The following is a 20,768-nucleotide window of genomic DNA, read 5'->3' as shown; positions in this document are numbered from 1 at the left end:
ATGAAAAATATTGACGATTATCAAAATAAAAACATACTAGTTTTAGGTGCGGGAATGAGTGGAATCAATGCATCTAAGCTATTAAAGCAATTAAACGCTAACGTTTGGTTAAATGACGCTAATCCTTTGAAATCGGACGCAAAAGAAGAGTTAGAAAAAATTGGCGTTGAGGTAATTGATGCTAAACAAAGTCCAAAGATTTTAGATGATTACAATTTTGATTTAATTGTCAAGAACCCTGGAATTTTTTACGATAATGAATTAATTAAAGAAGCAATTAAAAGAAATATTCCAATCACAGTTGAAGTTGAAATTGCCAGTCAAGTCAGTGAAGCACCAATTGTTGGTGTAACTGGTAGTAATGGTAAAACAACCGTTTCAACTATGATTAATGACATCCTAAACGAAGAAAGAACTACTGGATATTCATACGTAGCAGGAAACATTGGTGTTCCAGCAAGTACTATTACCACAAAGGCAACTAAGGATGATGACATTGTCTTAGAATTATCTAGTTTTATGCTAGTTGGCATTAAGACATTGCATCCACATATTGCCGTTTTAAACAACGTTTTCTCAAATCATCTTGACTACCATAAGACTAGAGAAAACTACGTTAACGCTAAAATGCGCATTACCGAAAATCAAGATGAAAATGACTTTTTCGTGGTGAACTTTGATAATGAAGAATGGCGTGAATTAAGCAAACGTAGTAAGGCTAAGGTGGTTCCTTTCTCATACGAAGCAGTAAGCACAGACGGTGCATACGTGAAAGACGAACAAATCTTCTTTAAAGATGAATTCGTTATGAATGTTGATGAAATTAGAGTTCCTGGTCAACAAAACGTGCAAAACGCTTTAGCAGCAATTGCTGTTGCCAAGATTATGGGCAAGAGTAACTCCGCAATCAAGAAGGCACTAAGTACATTTGGTGGTGTCAGACACCGTGTCCAATACGTATTAACTGCCGATGGTAGAAAGTTCTACAATGACTCAAAGGCTACAGACATTGAAGCAACTCAAGTGGCTTTGAGAAGTTTTAAAGATAACGTTGTTCTAATTGCCGGTGGATTAGATCGTGGTTACACTTTCGAAAAACTGGAAAAGGATTTCGCCGACCATGTTAAGGCAATTACCTTATTTGGTGAAACTAAGGACTTGTTAGCAGACACTGCTAAGAAGGCCGGTGTTAAAAACATCAAGATTGTTAATAACATGAAGGAAGCTGTGGATGAAGCATGGGCAATGAGTGAAGAAGGCGACATTGTTCTATTGTCTCCAGCTAATGCTAGTTGGGATCAATATGATACCTTTGAACAAAGAGGGGACGAATTCATCCAACTAGTAGAACAAAAAACAGGTAGAAAGGAAGAAAACTAATGAGACTAATGATTTCAGGTGGAGGAACTGGTGGCCACATCTATCCTGCACTAGCATTAATTGAAGAACTTCGCAGAGTTGATCCTGATGCTGAAGTTTTATACGTTGGATCAACTAGAGGCTTGGAAAAGGATATCGTTCCAAAACACAACATCGCTTTCGAAGAATTAGAAATCCAAGGCTTCAAACGTTCTCTTTCTTTATACAACGTAAAAACTGTTAGTTTGTTTTTAAAGAGTCTACATAAATCAAAGAAGTTAATTAAAAAATTTAAACCAGATATCGTGATTGGAACTGGTGGATACGTTTCTGGAGCCGTTGTTTACGCTGCTTCACAAATGAATATTCCAACAATGATTCACGAACAAAACAGTGTTGTTGGTCTAACTAACCGTTTCCTAAGCAAACACGTTGATAAGATTGCAGTTGGATTCGAAGATGCCATCAGCCAATTTCCAAAGGAAAAGACTGTTTATACTGGTAACCCACGTGCCCAACAAGTGGCAAACTTAAAATCTGATTTTTCTTGGGAACAATACGGATTAAAAAACGATGTTCCAACCCTTTTAATCTTTGGTGGTAGCCAAGGTGCATTGAAGATTAACAAAGTTGTTTGCGAAAGCATTCGTCAATACAACGAAAAGAATTACCAAGTTGTGTTCGTTACCGGTAAGAAGCGTTACGATGACGTTATGGAACAACTAAAAGGACAAACAATTAACGATAATGTGGTAATTAAGGACTACATTGCTGATATGCCAAACGTTTTACCAAAGGTTGATGCAATCGTTGGTAGAGCAGGGGCTACTAGTTTAGCCGAAATTACAGCTCTTGGAATCCCATCAGTATTAATTCCAAGTCCATACGTTACTGCTGATCATCAAACCAAGAATGCATTGAGTTTGGTGAAGAACGATGCCGCTTTAATCATTACTGAAAATGATTTAAATGCGAAGACATTAATTGAAAATTCTGACTTTATCATGAACGATAAGGAAAAGAGAAATGAAATGGCTGAAAACTCAAGAAAAATGGGTTGTCGTGATGCCGCAAGTCGTCTGTTGGAAGTTGCAAAATCAATTTGCCGTTAATGGAGGAACTTTACTATGAAGTCTAAATTATTTTCCTCAAAAAAATCCTCGAATAGGGCTTCAAGAATATCCGATGATTTTGTTGAATTGCATAAGCAAAAGATAAAAAATAAAATGAAATCTTCCTCATATATCATCATTCCGTTAGTTGTATTATTACTAATCTTGATTTACTTGGTTTCACCAATGAGTCAAATTAGTAGTATTAGCGTTAATGGAAACGGATATATCTCTCAAAAAGATATTAAGAGAGAACTTCAGTTAGATGAAGGGGACAGTATTTTTAAAGTTATTGGTCATAAAAATAAAATTAACCAAAGGGTTATTAATGATGATCATCGCGTTAAATCGTTAGATTTTAAATTTACGGGATTTAATCATCTTTCTGTTTCAGTTTCACCATATAAAGAAATTGGTTATGAAACTCGTGGCAACAAGCAGTATCTAATATTAGAAAACGGAAAGGTTACTAATATTGCTGTAAAGAATCCTAATGATTCTAAGATGCCTTATATAGTGAAATTTAATAATCAGTCATTATTGAAATCAATGATTGAAAAGTATGTAAGGCTACCTAAGGACATCAGAGACAACATTCGTGTCATTTCATACTCACCAACCAAGGTGTACCCAGATGAATTACACGTTTATATGCGAGATGGTAATCGCGTTATTATCTTGATGCACGATTTTAATGATAAGATGGGCTTCTATCGCTCAATCGCCACTCAATTAAAAACAAAAAGTGTTATTAATTTAGAGGTTGGTGCTTACTCATTTCCAATCAATGATGATAAGAAAAGTAGCAATACAACCACTAAAGCATCTACAAAAACTAAGCTAAAAGAAACGCTAAATAAGGATGCTAAGAAAACAACAACTACAACTAAAAAAAGAAACTAATAATGGTTCTTTAGAGTTGTCTACTCTTGTGTTAAAATTAACTTATAACTAACTTAAATATAAACTAGAGTATCTAAGAATAATTATGCTTAATTGGAGGTTCCCTTAGATAATGAATTCAGAAATGTATGTTGGATTGGATATTGGAACTACGTCAATTAAGGTGATTGTTGCCGAAAAAGTAAAAGGCCAAATGAACGTTTTAGGTTTAGGAAACGAACGCTCTGAAGGTGTTAGCCGAGGCATCATCGTCGATATTGACAAGGCTTCTGAATCAATTAGAAGAGCTGTTAACCAGGCAGAAGAAAAAGCTGGTATTCAAATTCATGATGTGATTGTTGGTATTCCTGCCAACCAATTAAAGATTGAACCATGCAGCGGTATGGTGGCTATCTCAGATCAATCAAGAGAAATTTCAGATGAAGACGTTAAAAACGTTACTGTATCTGCAATGATTAAAAACCTACCACCAGAAAGAGAAATTATGGATACCTTAGCTGATGAATTCATCGTTGATGGATTTGACGGCATAAAGGACCCAAGAGGTATGGTCGGTGTAAGACTTGAAATGAAGGGTCGTATCATCACTGGACCAAAGACTATTATCCATAATATTAGAAAAGCGGTTCAAAGAGCTGGATTAAATCCATCTTCAATCATCAATATGCCATTAGCACAAGGCATGACTATTTTAGATGATGGAGAACAAGACTTTGGAACTGTTCTAATCGATTTAGGTGGTGGCCAAACAACTGCTTCTGTTGTTCATGATCATCAACTAAAATTCACTACTGTAGATAGTGAAGGTGGAGAATACATCACTAAAGACATTTCTGTTGTGCTTAACACTTCATTAGAAAGTGCCGAAAAAGTTAAACGCGATTACGGTTACGCTGATGAAATTGAAGCATCAGAAAGCAATGAATTTCCAATTGAAGTTGTTGGTCAAAGCCAACCAGTCAGAATTTCTGAAAAATACCTAGCAGAAATCATTCAAGCTAGAGTAGACCAAATCTTTACTAGAATGTACAAGAGTTTAAGCAGTATCTCTGCTTTAAACCTACCTGGAGGTATTGTTCTAACTGGTGGAGTTGCAGCATTGCCTGGGATCTCAGAATTAGCAGCCGATAGATTTGATACTAACGTTAGAGTCTACATTCCAGATCAAATGGGATTAAGACACCCATCATTTTCACTTCCATTGTCACTAGTAACGTATCGTGCTAACATGAGTGAAATTCAAGTGTTAGTAAGATCATCACTAGAAGGCAAAACTGTAGTGAACAACACTCAATCCAATGATGATTTCATTGGTAACGATTATGGCGATGATGTAATCGATAACTCATCTGAATACATTCAACAAGATAATCGACCACAACAACCAAGTAAACCTAAAAAGTCTGGTTCAAAACTAGCTAAAAGCACTAAGGGAAGACTTAAACGCTTTTACCAAGACTTTTTCGAATAAAATAACAGAAGTACACGGAGGAAGTTAAAATGGAATTTTCATTAGATTCTACTGAAAACCAAGGCGCAAAAATTAAAGTTATTGGTGTAGGTGGCGGTGGTAGTAACGCCGTTAACCGTATGATTGCTGAAGATGTTAAAGGTGTTGAATTTATTGTTGCAAATACCGATGTTCAAGCATTAAACACATCAAAAGCTGAAACAAAAATCCAATTAGGACCTAAATTAACTAGAGGTTTAGGTGCAGGTTCAGATCCAGAAGTAGGAACTAAGGCCGCTGAAGAAAGTGAAGAAGCTATCTCAGAAGCACTTCAAGGCGCAGATATGGTATTCGTAACTGCCGGAATGGGTGGTGGTACTGGTAACGGTGCTGCTCCAATCGTTGCCAAGATTGCTAAGGACTCAGGTGCTTTAACTGTTGGTGTTGTTACTAGACCATTTACTTTTGAAGGACCAAGAAGATCTAAATATGCTGCAGAAGGTGTTTCAGCATTAAAGGAAAACGTTGATACTTTAATCGTAATTGCCAACAACCGTCTATTAGAAATGGTTGATAAGAAGACACCTATGATGGAAGCTTTCCAAGAAGCTGACAACGTATTAAGACAAGGTGTTCAAGGTATTTCTGACTTAATTACTAGTCCTGGATACGTTAACTTGGACTTTGCTGATGTTAAGACTGTTATGCAAAACACTGGTTCAGCACTTATGGGTGTTGGTACTGCTACAGGTGAAAACAGAACTGCAGAAGCAACCAAGAAGGCTATTTCTTCACCATTGTTAGAAGTTTCAATCGATGGTGCAAAACAAGTATTATTAAACATCACTGGTGGCCCAGACATGTCACTATTTGAAGCTCAAGATGCTTCAGACATCGTTGCTCAAGCTGCAACTAGCGATGTAAACATTATCTTTGGTACTTCAATTGATGAAGACCTAGGCGACGAAATCAAGGTTACTGTTATTGCTACAGGAATCGAAACTAGTCCAGAAGAACTACTAAACGGCCAAGCACGTCCATCAAGAGTTTCAGAAACTCCTGGTAAGGTAGTTAGCCCAAGACATCACAAGGAAGACCAAGGTAACGTTAGAACTAACGACGAAAACACAGATAGCGACAAGCCATCTGACACACGTTTTGAAAACGTACAAAAGAAAGAATTTGATCCATTTGATGCTAACAACTCAAGTGACAATCAAAAGGAAGATAAATCAAGTGATGACGATTTACCTCCATTCTTTAAATTCCGTCGTAAGAACTAATCACTTTTTCTAGATTTCTTTGAAGGGAATGAATTGAAATGACAGCTAAGTTTAGTTTTAGTAAATTCTTCGGAACTGATTACGATCAAGACGAAGACTTTTACGAAGAAGATAACTCCCAAGTGGAGAACAATGATAAGGTAGTTTCAATTAGCAAAAACTCAAGTCAAAGTCGCAACAGCAAAATTTCCGTCTTTGAACCTAAGATTTATGCTGATGTAAAAACAATTGCGCAAAAATTAATTGATAACAATGCTGTAATCATTAATTTTGATGCTGCTAGCGATGAAGCAACTAGAAGAATTATTGATTTCTTAAACGGAGTTGTTTTCACTATTGATGGAAATATTGAGAGAATTTCTGAATTAGTCTTTCTTTTCACTCCACACAACTACTATGTAGACGGGGAAATCAGAAAAGAAATGAATGAACGTTTAAGATAAAATGGATAAAAATATTGAACAGCATTTTAGAAAAGAAGAAGTTCCGTTCATCGATTCTTGTGCAGATTTAATTGATGAGTCAATTAATCAATATCGTCCAATCCTAACTAAGTTTTTAAATCCTAGACAGGTTTATATTTTAACGACTTTAGTTAACCGCCAGAGTGACTTATCGGTCGCCTTTTTCGGGGGATATCCAAACTCAGAAATGAAACGTGGCTTGATATATCCAGAATACTTCGAACCATCTGAAGATGATTATCAAGTTAAGTTGTTTGAAATTAGATATCCAGTAAAGTTCTCAAAATTACGTCACAGTAAGATATTGGGAACTTTATTAGGTTCGGGTGTTGAGAGATCAACGATTGGCGATATTTTAACCGACGGAACAAGATGGCAATTCCTATGCACAAGAGAAATTGCTGACTTCTTAAAAATGCAAATTAGCTCAATTGGTAAAACCAAGGTTTCACTGATTGAAACAGAATTTTCTGACGTCATTACGCCGGAAAATGAATGGAGAGATGAGTCAACAACTCTATCATCATTTAGAATGGATAATTTAATTTCGGAAGGATTTAACATATCCAGAAATGATGCCAAAGAGTTAGTTAGTCATCAAAAGGTTCACCTTAACTGGGCGGTAAACAGTCGACCGGATTACGAAATTACAACACACGATGTTGTATCAGTTAGAAGATTCGGTCGCATTCGTTTAAAGCGTCAGGAAGGCCAAACCAAAAAAGGTAAATATAGAGCCATTATTTCTGTATTAAAAAAATAGGTTGGAGGAGAGATACAATGGTACTTAGCCCACAAGATATTCATAATAAAGAGTTTTCTGTAAAAATGAGAGGTTACAATATTGACGAGGTAAACGAATTCTTAGATCGTATTATCAAGGATTACCAATTAACTTTATCCGAAAATATCGATATGAAGAACCGTTTGAAACAAACTGAAGATGAACTAAAATACTTTAATGGTATGAAGGATTCATTGAATCAATCAATTATCATTGCACAAAATGCTGCTGATAAGGTTAAAGTTGAAGCTCAAAACGAAGCCAACAACGTAACTGAACAATCAAGAAAACAAGCTGATGAAATTTTGAATGATGCTAGCGTTAAGGCTAAAGACATCGTTGAAAATATCTCAAACCAATCTAAAGCACTACTTATTGCAAATGATGATTTAAGAAAGACAACTGAATCATTCAGAGAAAAAATCAGAACTTTACTTGAAAGCCAAATGCAATTTGTTAACAGCCCAGAATGGGATCAAATGATTTCCGGAATTGACGGTAACTTCGACAAGGTTAACGAACAAATTAATAACCTTGACAATTTTAAGGAAACAGTTGTACAATCTGAAGGTAAAGAAATGCCAGCAGATGCAACTATTAAGATTTATCCTGATGGCTCATTCAAAGCAATTGAATAACTTGAGATAGAGAATAGAAAGCTTAGAATTCGATACAATATAGCGAGCTGACAAATGGTGGAAGGTCAGTTGTAAATCATTCTATGCAGATCACCTCTGGCTAATCTCTTTTAATGTAGTAAATAAAGATGGGATATTATTTTTAATATCCTAATTTGGGTGGTACCGCGGAAGACTTCGTCCCTTGTGATGAAGTCTTCTTTTTTTATAATTAGAAAAGGGAGTGTGTGTTATGCGTGTAAAAGATACTTTGAACCTAGGTAAGACCAAGTTTAAGATGCGTGGAAATTTACCTGTTAAAGAAGTTGAAAGACAAAAAGCATGGGAAGACAATCACGTCTACCAAATGAGACAAAAACTAAACGAAGGAAAACCATCATTTGTTCTTCATGATGGACCTCCATATGCTAATGGTGACATTCATATGGGACACGCTTTAAACAAGATTTCAAAGGACTTTATCGTAAGATACAAGTCAATGAACGGATTTAGAGCACCTTATGTACCAGGTTGGGATACTCACGGTTTACCAATCGAACAAAAGCTTACTCAAGCTGGATATGACAGAAAGAAAATGGATACTAACGAATTCAGAAAACTTTGTCATGAATATGCTTTGAAGCAAGTTGATCGTCAAAGAGAAGGTTTCAAACGTCTAGGTGTTACTGGTGAATGGGACAACCCATACCTAACTCTAAAGCCTGAATTTGAAGCTGCTGAAATTCGTGTATTCGGTAAGATGGCTGAAAAGGGTCTAATCTACCGTGGTAAGAAACCAGTTATCTGGTCATGGTCTTCAGAATCAGCTCTAGCTGAAGCCGAAGTGGAATACCACGATATCGAATCACCTTCAGCTTTCTACGCTGAAAAGGTTGTCGATGGTAAAGGTGTTTTAGACGAAGATAACACATACATGGTTGTATGGACTACTACTCCATGGACCATTCCTGCTTCAATGGGTATCACAATTGATGCCGGTTTCGACTACGCAGTTGTTAAACCAGCTAACGATGATCGTAAGTTTGTTTTAGCTGCAGAATTAGTTGAAAAAGATGCCGAATTATTCGGTTGGGAAGACTACGAAATCGTAAAGACTGTAAGAGGTCAAGAACTAGAAGGTGTATTAGCTCAACATCCATTTATGGACAGACAACTATTAACCATGCTAGGTGATTTCGTTACTATCGATACTGGTACTGGTTTAGTTCATACTGCTCCTGGATTTGGGGAAGATGACTACTACGTAGGTAAATCATATGGCTTAGATATCTTTGTTGATGTTGATGCACAAGGTTACCTAACTAAGGAAGCTGGTCCAGATTTCGAAGGTGTCTTCTACGATGATGCAAATGAAATTTCATTAAACAAGTTAAAAGAAAAGAACTTATTATTGAAGTACCAACCAATCACTCATAGTTACCCATTTGACTGGAGAACTAAGAAGCCGGTTATTTACCGTGCTACTGATCAATGGTTTGCTTCTGTTGATAAGATTAGAGATGACATTCTAAATGCCATTGAAGACGTTCAATTCAAACCTGAATGGGGTAAGAAACGTCTATACAACATGATTAAAGATCGTGGTGACTGGGTAATCTCAAGACAACGTGTTTGGGGTGTTCCACTACCAATCTTCTACGGTGAAGATGGTACTCCAATCATCACCAAAGAAACTACTGACCACGTTGCAGACTTATTTGCAAAACATGGTTCAGACATTTGGTTCGAAAAAGAAGCTAAGGACCTATTACCAGAAGGCTTCACTAGTGAACATTCACCAAATGGTAAGTTTACTAAGGAAAACGACATCATGGATGTATGGTTTGATTCAGGTTCATCACACCAAGGTGTTTGTGCCGAACGTGATTACCTAACATATCCTGCAGACCTATACCTAGAAGGTTCTGACCAATACCGTGGATGGTTCAACTCAAGTTTAATTACTAGTGTTGCATTTAGCGGTAAGGCTCCATACAAGCAATTATTATCACAAGGATTCACACTTGATGGTGAAGGCCACAAGATGAGTAAATCACTTGGTAACACAATTGCTCCTGATGAAGTTATTAAGAAGATGGGTGCAGAAATCGTTCGTCTATGGGTAACTTCCGTAGATACTTCTGCCGATGTTCGTGTATCAATGGAAAACTTTGTTAAGATTTCTGATTCATATAAGAAGATTAGAAATACCATGAGATATATGCTTGCCAACACTTCTGACTTTGATCCTAAGGAAAATGGTGTTGATTTTGCAGACATGAAGTCAGCTGACCAATACATGATGGTTAAGTTAAACAACTTTGTCAAAGACATTAAGGAAGACTACGATAACTTTGACTTCCTAAGTCTAAACCGTCGTCTACTTTCATTCATCAATGCTGATCTTTCAGCTTTCTACCTAGACTTCGCTAAGGATATCCTATACATCTACGCCGAAGATAGTGCAGAAAGAAGATCAATGCAAACAGTTCTATACAATGCAGCTGTTGCAATTACTAAATTAATTACACCAATTCTTCCTCACACTGCTGAAGAAATCTGGCCATTCCTATCTGAAAAAGAAGAATTCGTTCAACTATCAGAAATGCCAGAACCAATGGACTTACCAGGTGCAGATGAACTTTCATCAAACTGGCACAAGTTCATGGAAGTCAGAGATGACGTATTGAAGGCATTGGAAGAAGCTAGAAATAACAAGATAATTGGTAAGGCTTCAGAAGCTAAACTATCATTATTTGTAAATGATGAAGTTAAATCATTACTAGATAGCCTACACACAAATGTTGGTCAAATCTTGATGGTTTCACAACTAGAAGTTAAAGATTTAGCTGATGCTCCAAGTGATGCACAAAGCTTTAACAACGGTGTTTCAATCGTTGTTGAACATGCTGAAGGTGACACTTGTGAACGTTGCCGTCTAATCTCTACAGATGTTGGTTCTGATGCAGATTATCCACAATTCTGTGCACGTTGTGCTAAGATTGTTCGTGATAACTTCCCAGAAACAGCTACTGAAGGATTCGAAGAATAATCGATAAAAAACTGGGACTATCCCAGTTTTTTATTTTTAAGGAGAAATAATATGATTAAAGGTAAAGTAAATAATTTTAACCCGGATCACGATTTTGGTTTTCTAAAGGGTGAAGACAAGAACAAGGTCTTCTTCCATGGTTCAGCTGTCGAAAACAAGACTAGAAATGAAATTGAAATCGGTCAACAAGTGGAATATCAAATTGCACAAGGCATGAAGGGACCACAAGCTGTCAAAATTCGTGTAATTGATTAGTCAGTCCATTGAAAAAATAATTAAATATATATAGAATGAATATATAACTAAAAAAGGGCTGATATTATGGATTTAGAGGAAAAGGTACTAGGTGTTGAGCCTAAGTACGATGGCGCAATTATCAACGTTGAAAAACAAACAGTTGAATTGCCAAATGGTGAAACATCAACTAGAGATGTTGTTCATCATTCCAATGCCGTTGGTATTTTAGTCTTAACTAAGAACAACAAGATGTTATTAGAAACCCAATGGAGAGCTCCTGTTGCTAAAGAAACAATCGAGATTCCTGCCGGTAAAGTTGATAGTAGAGACCATGGAACTGCCTTGGATACTGTGGTTCGTGAGTTGAACGAAGAAACTAGATACAAGGCTAATAACATCAAACGAATCACCGGATTTTATTCAAGTGTCGGTTTTTGTGACGAATACATGGACCTATACTTGGCAACTGATTTAGAACCAGTTGAAGATGAATTACCAAGAGATCAAGGTGAATACTTGAGAATTAAGGAATACTCACTTGATGAAGCCATGGCAATGATTGAAAGTGGCGAAATCGAGGATGCTAAGACAATTACTGCTATTTATTATTGGAAGTTACATGATAAGATTGGTCTTTAATTAATAAAGGAGCAAGTCCAATATGATAACTAGAAAAGAGTATCAAGATAGTCAAAAAAGAAATTCTATTGACGATGATTTTATAAAAAGAGACGAACCAGTTGAGCAACCTTCATTGAAGAGAATTAGACCCGAAGAAAAAAAGGGCAAGGCTCATGCAATGACAACCGAACAAAAGACAAAACGTTTAGGTAGAAGACTTAACTGGGCTATTGCATTTTTAATTCTTGCAATCATTGTCGTTTACTTAATACTAATCTACGTTAATCCTTAAGGAGATATTTATGAAATTTGGAATTTTATGTGCAATGGACGAAGAAATCAAATCATTGCTAGATAATTTAGACAACACTAAGAAAGTAGACATCAAAGAAATGACTTTCTACGAAGGTAACATTTCTGGACAAGAAGTTGTTCTTGTTCGTTCAGGAATTGGTAAAGTTGAAGCAGGTTTAACAACTGCTCAATTAATTACTAGCTTTGATGTTGATATCGTTATCAACTCAGGTTCTGCTGGTGGAATTGGCCAAGGCCTAGCTGTCGGTGATGTTGTTGTTTCAACTGAAACTGCATACCACGACGTTGATGCTAGAGCTGCTGGATACGAATACGGCCAATTACCAGGTCAACCAGCAAGATTCAAAGCTTCAGAAAAATGGGTAAAAGAAATTACTGAAGCTTCTAAGGAAGTTGGTTTAAACGTTCAAAAGGGATTAATCGTTACAGGTGATCAATTTGTTGCCGACCAAGCAGTAATTGATAACATTCTAAAGAACTTCCCAGACGCACTTTCATGTGAAATGGAAGGGGCAGCTGTGGGACAAGTTGCTAACCAATTTGATATCCCATACGTTGTAGTTAGAGCAATGTCAGATAACGCCAATGGTGACGCTGATCGTAGCTTTGACGAATTCATCATTGATGCAGGTAAGAAATCTGCTCAAATGTTATTAGACTTATTCGCAAATCAAAAATAGAAGGGGTTTAGGTATACTTGACTGAAATCTACTTAGATAATGCCGCTACCACTCCAATGGATAAAAACGTTTTGGATGACATGTACGATAAGATGCAAAACGTTTACGGTAACGCTTCTACCTTGTACAGCATCGGTAGAAAGGCTCATACCGTATTGGAAGATAGTAGAGACATTATCGCCAACAGTATTAATGCGAAGCCAGACGAAATTATTTTTACAAGTGGTGGTAGTGAAAGTGATAATACAGCAATTCTTCAAACTGCTGAAGCAAGAAAGAATTTAGGAAACCATATTATTACAACTGCCATTGAACACGAAGCAGTGTTAAAGCCACTTGCTTATCTTGAAGAACAAGGTTTTAGAGTAACTTATCTACCAGTCGATGAAACTGGGATAATTAGTTTAGACGACTTCAAGGATGCATTAGACGATGATACCATCTTGGTAACCATCATGACTGCTAACAATGAGGTTGGTTCTCACATGCCAATTCACGAAATTGGTGAAATCTTAAAGGACCATCAGGCATGGTTCCACACCGATGCCGTCCAAGCTTATGGATTGTTAGATATTGATGTAAATGAGGACCACATTGATTTACTATCAACATCTGCTCATAAGATTAATGGTCCTAAGATGACTGGTTTCTTATACAGACGAACTAGGGTAGATTTTCCAAGTTTTGTAAAAGGTGGAGACCAAGAAAAGAAGCGTCGTGCCGGAACAGAAAACATTCCTGCAATCTCCGGATTTGCGACCGCGGTTTCTCAAATTACACCTGAATTAAAGCACGAACTACACGATCGTTATTATGGATTCAAACATCAAATCATTGATGCTTTAAATGATAATGATATTGATTTCGTTGTTAACGGAACTGTCGAAGACAACCCGGTCCAACATGTATTTAACATTTGGATTAAGGGCATTGCTTCAGACATCATTTTGGCTAATTTGGACTTGGAAGGAATTGCGATTTCAGCTGGTTCAGCATGTACAGCTGGAAACATTGAACCATCACACGTTTTGATGGCAATGTTTGGCAATGATACCAATCGTTCATCTCAATCAATTCGAATTAGTTTCGGTAAATTCACAACAGATTCAGAAATCGACGCCTTTACCACTGCATTAGTAAAGGTAATTAAGAGAATAAAGAAGGTTGACTAATATGGCTTTTGAAACAGCAAATCAATTACAAGGTGATTCTAAAACATACGCAGTTAGTCCTGAAATCAAAAAATTCACACTATCTGACATGGGTTTTGTAAAGACTAATGCTGGTAACTTTCAATTTGAAAGAACATTAGATCCTGAAGATCCTTACAATGGTATCAAGCTAAAGATTGTTTTTAAGAGCGATTTAAAAACATTTAAGATGACTACCATCACTGCAAATGGTTTAAATAAGGTTAATATTTTTACCAACAAAAATGCTGATGCATTAGTTGAACAATTCAATTTCTTGATGGATAACTTTGTGGAAAGAAAAGTTTTCGTGAGAAAATAATTAAAAAGAGGGCTTAATAGCCCTCTTTTTTGCATCTTCATTGCAATTGGTGCATTAAATGGGTTATTATACTTTTTATGGAATATACGACCTTCAAATCGTAGATTCTAAGAATCTAAAAGAAATGATGGTGATTTTAAATGGCAGACAATAGTAATACCCGTGTTGTTGTTGGAATGTCAGGTGGGGTGGATTCATCCGTTACCGCCTACCTTTTGAAGCAACAAGGATATGACGTTGTAGGTGTATTTATGAAGAACTGGGACGATACTGACGAAAACGGTGTTTGTACCGCAACAGAAGACTACAAGGACGTAGCCAAAGTTGCCTCAGAAATCGGAATACCTTACTACTCTGTTAATTTTGAAAAAGAATATTGGGATCGCGTTTTCACTTATTTCTTGAATGAATACAAAAAAGGTAGAACTCCAGATCCCGATGTTATTTGTAACAAGGAAATTAAGTTCAGAGCGTTCTTAGACTACGCCTTAGATTTAGGTGCAGACTACATCGCTACTGGTCACTATGCTCGTTTGCAACGTGATGCAGATGGTCACAACCACTTGCTTCGTGGAAGCGACGACAACAAGGACCAAACTTATTTCTTAAGTCAATTATCCGCAGAACAATTAGACCGCGTTATGTTCCCGCTAGGTGACATGCCAAAGCCTAAAGTTCGTGAAATTGCAAAAGAAGCTGGTCTAGCCACTGCTGAAAAGAAGGATTCAATGGGAATCTGTTTCATCGGTGAAAAGAACTTCAAGTCATTCTTAAGTAACTACTTGCCAGCAACTCCTGGTAAGATGATGACTTTTGATGGTGAAATAAAGGGTAACCATGATGGCCTAATGTATTACACAATTGGTCAACGTAAGGGATTAGGAATCGGTGGAGACGGTAAAGATAACCGCCCATGGTTCGTAGTTGGAAAAGACCTTTCAAAGAACATCTTGTATGTTGGTAAGGGCTATGAAAACAAGCACCTATACGCAGATTACCTAGAAGCTTCAGATATTTTCTGGATTAATGACATTGCTGATCGTGGCAACGACTTCCGTTGTACAGCTCAATTCAGATATCGTCAAAAAGACGTTGGCGTAACTGTTCATCTAAACGATGATGGTAAGTCATTACGTGTTGATTTTGATGATCCTGCAAGAGCTGTTACACCGGGACAAGCCGTTGTGTTCTACGATGGTGATGAATGTCTAGGTTCAGCAATTATCGATGCAGCATACCAAGACGATAAAGAATTACAATACATTTAAAACCAAAAGATGCTTGTTTAATAAGCATCTTTTTTTATATAAACTTTGAATTTATCCGCATAAATTGAGATAATATATATAAATCAAAATGAACGAGGGATAAAAGTGAAACTTTACTTTGTAAGACATGGAAAAACTGAATGGAATCTAGAAAGTAGATATCAAGGTGCCGGAGGAGACTCCGAATTGTTGCCGGAAAGCTATAAACAAATGGATCAATTAGGTGAGTACCTAAAAGATGTTAAGTTTAGTCATGCTTATTCCAGTCCAATTAAGCGTGCGCGCATTACCGCTTACCGCGTTATCCAACACTTCCATCGCAAACCTCAATTGAGCCTATGGAACCGATTTGAAGAGTTTCATTTAGGTAAGATGGAAGGCCAAAAGTTTGACGATGTTAAAAAACAATTTCCGCAAAGTTTTGACAATTTCAGAAATCATCCAGAAAAATACGATGCCGACGAAATTGGTGGAGAGAGTTTTAATGACGTAATTAGCAGAATGCAGTATGCTATTAAACGTGTTGTAAATGAAAACGATAATGAAGATAACGTGATTATTTTCAGCCACGGTGCTGCCTTAAACGCACTAATCAATTCACTTTTGGGTGTTGAGATTAAGGATTTAAGAAAACGTGGTGGATTAGCTAACACTAGTACAACCATTCTAGAAACAACCGATGGCGGAAAGTCATTTGAACTAGTAAGTTGGAATAATACTGAATATCTTACAAAGAAAACTGATAAAACTGACGTAATTTAATATGTAGGTGATTAAAATGGATCAAAAGTCTGAAGAAATTAAAGAAAAGCAACAAGCTGTTGAAAAGAAACGCGAAGAACAACAAAAAAAAGCCGATGAAACTCTTCATAAATTAGTTGAAGATATTGATAATCATCCAGATGATTACCGTACCTACTACGACTTAGGAAGTTTTTTAGTTCAATTACATAACTACACCCAAGCCGAAGAACTAATGATGAAAGCCTTAGGTCTATTCGCTGACAGAAGTAAGAAGGCCAAAGAAACTTTGGTATACGGACTAGGGAATGTTTACTATGCAGCCGGAGAATACGATAAGGCGATTGAACAATTTAACAACCTATCTGACGGTGACATGAAGACTGATGCTTACATCATGTTGGCACAAAGCTACATGGCTAAGGAAGATTACAAAAAAGCGGTCGTATTTGCGCTAACCGCACAAGGTTTTAGAAGACAAGACCCAGAAATAAATTACCTATTAGCAAGTAGTTTATTGGCATTGGGAAACTTTAGTGAAGCTGCAGAATTCTACGATAAGGTCCTACAAGCTAAACCAAAGGATGGTAAGGCTAATTTTGACCGTGGAATCGTCGCAATGGTATTGGAAGAAGACTTTAATCAATACTTTGAAGTTGCCAAGCAAGAAGATCCTAAGTACTTTGAAAAGGGTCAAAAACGTCTAACAGATATCGAAAAGTTTATTCAAGTAAAAAATGGTAAAAAATAAGGGGAGATAAGCCGTGGCAGAATCAATGAATTTGTTCTCAATAGACGACAATGACGAACATATTGAAGACAATCAAGAGCTATTTATAAAAGGTAAAGTTGCGGCTACTTTCTTTGAAAGTCCCGATAGCTTCTTTAAGGTGCTATTGGTAAAAATTTCTGAAACAAATATTTCAGATTGGCATGAAGATGAAATTGTAATTACTGGTAATTTTGCGGATATCGCTGAAGAAAGCGAATATCAATTTTATGGTGAATTAGTCGACCATCCCAAGTATGGAAAGCAATTCAAATCAGATAACTATCAGAGCACTGTTCCAACTTCAAAAGAGGGACTAGTGGAATACTTATCTGGTGACAATTTTCCGGGAGTTGGTAAGCAAACCGCAAAAAGAATGGTGGATGCTTTGGGCACCAATCTAATTTCAGACGTGTTGGAGAACAACTCATTATTGGATCGAGCTGGATTATCCGACAAACAAAAATCAACTGTGTTAGAAACATTAAACAAGAACAATGGGATGGAACAGGTGATTATTGGATTAAACAGTTATGGGTTCGGAAGCAGTCTATCTTCTGCAATCTATAACAAGTACAAGGGTGACACCTTAAAGATAATCCAGGAAAACCCATACAAGTTGGTTGAAGATATCGACGGTGTTGGTTTTAAAAAGGCCGACGATATTGCCAAACAAATGGGGATGTCTGCAAACAATCCTGGAAGAATTCGTGCGGGGCTAATTTCAGCCCTTAAGACGCTTTCTTTACGTAATGGGGATACTTACACTCAAACTGGTCCAATCCTCGAAGAAACGCTAAAATTATTGAATAACGGTAATGCTGAACCAGTTAGTGGTGAAGACTTATCCGATCAATTTTTAGAGCTAGCAAAGAACCAAAAGATTGTTGGTGAAGAAGACCGTGTTTACTTAAAGGAATTATATGATGATGAATGGCGCATTGCCGAACACATCAGTCGAATTATCAAGAATCCGGTCGTTAAGAAATTTGATGACGAGACAATTGATAAGAAGATTCGTTTAATCGAAAAGAAACTAAATATTAGCTATGACGAATCACAAACCAATGCGTTAAAACAAGCCATCAAGTCACAAATGTTCCTATTAACTGGTGGTCCCGGAACTGGGAAGACCACTATCATCAAGGGAATCATTTACTTGTACGCTTATTTAAATGACTTATCCTTGGATATTAACAAGTACAAGGAACGTGAATTTCCAATTCTTTTAGCAGCACCAACCGGTCGAGCTGCGAAGAGAATGCAGGAAACCACAGGAATTCCCGCCAGTACTATTCACCGTTTACTTGGATTAAACGGTTATGAAGATAGTGATGAAGGTACCCAAGACATCGAGGGTGGCTTGTTAATCGTTGATGAAATGTCGATGGTTGATACCTTCTTATTCAGAGCGTTAGTACGCGCTATTCCAAACCAAATGAAGGTTGTCTTTGTTGGTGATAAGGATCAATTGCCATCAGTTGGACCAGGTCAGGTCTTCACTGATTTATTGAATTCAAAGAGAATTGATAGCATGCAATTGACCACCATTTACCGTCAAGATAGCAACTCAACCATCATTCCGTTAGCTCACAGTATTCAACAAGGAAAACTACCTGATGACTTTAATGATAAGCAATCAGACCGTAGCTTTATTCCATGTAACGCTAACCAAATGAGTTCTGTGATTGAACAAATTGTAAAGCGCGCTAAACAAAAGGGATTCAGTGCAACAGACATTCAGGTCTTATCACCAATGTATCGTGGTAACGCAGGAGTTAATCATTTAAACGAAGTTATTCAACAAATCATGAATCCTAACAACACCGATAACCAGGTCGAATATCGTGGCATTCATTACCGTTTGGGCGACAAGATTTTACAACTGGTAAATAGTCCAGAGGATAATGTTTTCAATGGTGATATTGGTCAAATTATTGATATTGAAAAGGGTAGTAAGCAAAGCCAAGATAAGATTACGGTCGCCTTTGATCAAAGCGAAGTAACTTATCAACGTAAAGATTGGATTCAAATCACATTGGCATACTGTACAACCATCCATAAGGCTCAAGGTAGCGAATTTAAGATGGTCATCTTGCCAATTGTTCCTCAATTTACCAAGATGTTGAAGAAGAACTTGTTGTACACAGCGATTACCCGTGCCAGTGATACCTTGATTATGATTGGGGATTACAATTCATTCCTATCATGTGCTCAAAGTGAATCTGACAACAGAAATACTAGTTTGATGCAACGCATTCAATCATTGTTGGATGGTGAAGTCAAACCAGTGACAACATCTGTCAACGACCAAAGCAGCATCGTTAAAGAAGTTGCTGAAGAAAAGAAGGCAGAAACACCTGTTGATAATAAACCGGTGGAAGCACCTAAAGATGATGCAGTTTCAGATACTACGCAAAACAATGTGGCAACTGATGAAGATGAGGAATCACCTTTTGACGAGGCAACATTCGATGATAAACCAAAATCATATCGCTTAACTAAGGACATGATTTTATTGAATCAGGTTGATCCGATGATTGGGATGCACGGAATCAAACCATAATTGTTATATCAATTTACAGTTTTTGTGGTAAAATTTAAGCATTAAAAGAACTCGAGAGGAGCACTTTCATGGTGGAGTCAATGGATAATAAAAATATGAAAATCTTTTCCTTAAGTTCTAACAGACCGTTAGCAGAAAAGATTGCCCAAACTTGTGGACTTAAGCTTGGTGAAGCAACAATTAATCGTTTTAGTGATGGCGAAATTCAAATCAAAATTGATGAAAGTATCCGTGGGGATGCCGTATACATCATTCAATCACTAAGTGAACCAATTAACGCGAATATCATGGAATTATTCATCATGATTGATGCTGTTAGAAGAACTAGTGCAAAATCTATTAATGTGATTATTCCATATTATGGTTATGCTAGACACTCTGCTAAGAAGCGTGAAAGAAAGGCAATCATTGCCAAGTTAATCGCACGTGTATTAGAAAGAGCTGGAATTGACCGTGTGTTAACTCTTGATTTACATGCCGCTCAAATCCAAGGTTTCTTCAACAAACCAGTTGATAATCTAAAGGCTGATAAGTTAATGGCTAAGCACATGTTGGAAAACTACGATTTAGATAACGCCGTTGTCGTTTCACCGGATCATGGTGGAGTGGGAAGAGCCAGAGGTTTTGCAGGATTAATCGATGCACCAATTGCAATTATTGATAACAGAGATCCTGAAAATGATGCGCACATTCCAACATTCATCATTGGTGATGTTAAGGACAAGGTGGCCATTGTGGCTGATGACATGATTGATACTGCTTCACGTGCGGTAAAAGCAGCAAACGTTTTAGCCAAGAACGGTGCTTCAGCAGTATATCTTGTTACTACACACGGTATCTTTGCTGGGGATGCAATTAAACGTATCGAAGAATCACCAATCAAAAAGGTGATTGTATCCGATTCAGTTTACATCAGTGACGAAAAGAAAATTGATAAATTAGACATCGTGTCTGTAGCAGATTTAATGGGTAAGGCAATTTTACGTATTCATAACAACAAATCTGTTGGTAAATTATTTAGATAGAAAGTTCACC

20 protein-coding genes are annotated in these 20,768 nt (G+C 37.0%); all 20 read left to right on the top strand.

Features of this window, described 5'->3' with window-relative positions; all coding sequences use genetic code 11:
* Positions 1-1,380 (top strand): UDP-N-acetylmuramoyl-L-alanine--D-glutamate ligase, encoded by a 1,380-nt coding sequence (gene murD / locus RZ78_RS04640; protein ID WP_054608267.1) that lies wholly within the window; start codon positions 1-3, stop codon positions 1,378-1,380.
* On the top strand, positions 1,380-2,471 hold the full coding sequence (gene murG, locus RZ78_RS04635) for an undecaprenyldiphospho-muramoylpentapeptide beta-N-acetylglucosaminyltransferase (RefSeq protein ID WP_054608266.1): 1,092 nt from the start codon (positions 1,380-1,382) through the stop codon (positions 2,469-2,471). Before murD ends, murG begins: the two co-directional genes overlap by 1 nt.
* A gap of 114 nt (positions 2,472-2,585) precedes the next feature.
* Positions 2,586-3,374, top strand: a complete 789-nt coding sequence (locus RZ78_RS04630; protein WP_191978840.1) for a cell division protein FtsQ/DivIB — start codon at positions 2,586-2,588, stop codon at positions 3,372-3,374.
* 109 nt (positions 3,375-3,483) lie between these two features.
* Complete coding sequence (ftsA, locus tag RZ78_RS04625; RefSeq protein WP_054608264.1) at positions 3,484-4,845, top strand: cell division protein FtsA; 1,362 nt, start codon at positions 3,484-3,486, stop codon at positions 4,843-4,845.
* Positions 4,846-4,874: 29 nt separating this feature from the next.
* A complete protein-coding gene (gene ftsZ, locus RZ78_RS04620; protein WP_053791875.1) occupies positions 4,875-6,107 on the top strand; it encodes a cell division protein FtsZ in 1,233 nt (410 codons plus the stop codon).
* A 38-nt stretch (positions 6,108-6,145) separates the two neighbouring features.
* The gene (locus RZ78_RS04615; RefSeq protein ID WP_034534475.1) at positions 6,146-6,550 is read left to right on the top strand and encodes a cell division protein SepF; all 405 of its coding nucleotides are present in this window, start codon (positions 6,146-6,148) and stop codon (positions 6,548-6,550) included.
* A gap of 1 nt (position 6,551) precedes the next feature.
* Positions 6,552-7,334, top strand: coding sequence for an RNA-binding protein (locus RZ78_RS04610; RefSeq protein ID WP_054608263.1), 783 nt, complete (start codon positions 6,552-6,554; stop codon positions 7,332-7,334).
* Positions 7,335-7,351: 17 nt separating this feature from the next.
* Complete coding sequence (locus tag RZ78_RS04605) at positions 7,352-7,993, top strand: DivIVA domain-containing protein (RefSeq protein ID WP_053791873.1); 642 nt, start codon at positions 7,352-7,354, stop codon at positions 7,991-7,993.
* A gap of 232 nt (positions 7,994-8,225) precedes the next feature.
* Entirely contained in the window at positions 8,226-11,024 is a 2,799-nt protein-coding gene (gene ileS / locus RZ78_RS04600) for an isoleucine--tRNA ligase (protein WP_054608262.1), read from the top strand.
* 51 nt (positions 11,025-11,075) lie between these two features.
* Positions 11,076-11,279: a cold-shock protein gene (locus RZ78_RS04595; protein ID WP_034531780.1), complete on the top strand. Its 204-nt coding sequence runs from the start codon at positions 11,076-11,078 to the stop codon at positions 11,277-11,279.
* Positions 11,280-11,345: 66 nt separating this feature from the next.
* Positions 11,346-11,900, top strand: coding sequence for an NUDIX hydrolase (locus RZ78_RS04590; RefSeq protein WP_034534468.1), 555 nt, complete (start codon positions 11,346-11,348; stop codon positions 11,898-11,900).
* 22 nt (positions 11,901-11,922) lie between these two features.
* Positions 11,923-12,174 (top strand): hypothetical protein, encoded by a 252-nt coding sequence (locus RZ78_RS04585; RefSeq protein ID WP_054608261.1) that lies wholly within the window; start codon positions 11,923-11,925, stop codon positions 12,172-12,174.
* Positions 12,175-12,184: 10 nt separating this feature from the next.
* Positions 12,185-12,877 carry a 5'-methylthioadenosine/adenosylhomocysteine nucleosidase gene (locus tag RZ78_RS04580; RefSeq protein ID WP_041152394.1) on the top strand — a complete coding sequence of 231 codons (693 nt, stop codon included), beginning with the start codon at positions 12,185-12,187 and terminating at the stop codon, positions 12,875-12,877.
* Positions 12,878-12,894: 17 nt separating this feature from the next.
* Complete coding sequence (locus tag RZ78_RS04575; protein WP_054608260.1) at positions 12,895-14,049, top strand: cysteine desulfurase family protein; 1,155 nt, start codon at positions 12,895-12,897, stop codon at positions 14,047-14,049.
* Between the two features lies 1 nt (position 14,050).
* Positions 14,051-14,389, top strand: coding sequence for a DUF1831 domain-containing protein (locus tag RZ78_RS04570; RefSeq protein WP_054608259.1), 339 nt, complete (start codon positions 14,051-14,053; stop codon positions 14,387-14,389).
* A gap of 140 nt (positions 14,390-14,529) precedes the next feature.
* Entirely contained in the window at positions 14,530-15,657 is a 1,128-nt protein-coding gene (gene mnmA / locus RZ78_RS04565) for a tRNA 2-thiouridine(34) synthase MnmA (protein WP_054608258.1), read from the top strand.
* Positions 15,658-15,762: 105 nt separating this feature from the next.
* Positions 15,763-16,419 (top strand): histidine phosphatase family protein, encoded by a 657-nt coding sequence (locus RZ78_RS04560; protein ID WP_081006902.1) that lies wholly within the window; start codon positions 15,763-15,765, stop codon positions 16,417-16,419.
* A gap of 16 nt (positions 16,420-16,435) precedes the next feature.
* Positions 16,436-17,149, top strand: coding sequence for a tetratricopeptide repeat protein (locus RZ78_RS04555; RefSeq protein ID WP_054608256.1), 714 nt, complete (start codon positions 16,436-16,438; stop codon positions 17,147-17,149).
* A gap of 25 nt (positions 17,150-17,174) precedes the next feature.
* The gene (locus RZ78_RS04550) at positions 17,175-19,733 is read left to right on the top strand and encodes an SF1B family DNA helicase RecD2 (RefSeq protein ID WP_054608289.1); all 2,559 of its coding nucleotides are present in this window, start codon (positions 17,175-17,177) and stop codon (positions 19,731-19,733) included.
* Positions 19,734-19,801: 68 nt separating this feature from the next.
* Positions 19,802-20,758 carry a ribose-phosphate diphosphokinase gene (locus RZ78_RS04545; protein WP_053791866.1) on the top strand — a complete coding sequence of 319 codons (957 nt, stop codon included), beginning with the start codon at positions 19,802-19,804 and terminating at the stop codon, positions 20,756-20,758.
* Positions 20,759-20,768 lie beyond the last annotated feature (10 nt).

The organism is Apilactobacillus kunkeei, assembly GCF_001308195.1.
GTDB lineage: Bacteria > Bacillota > Bacilli > Lactobacillales > Lactobacillaceae > Apilactobacillus > Apilactobacillus kunkeei_C.
The sequence above is the reverse complement of the archived record's forward strand: the minus strand, read 5'-3'. Positions and strand labels throughout refer to the sequence as shown.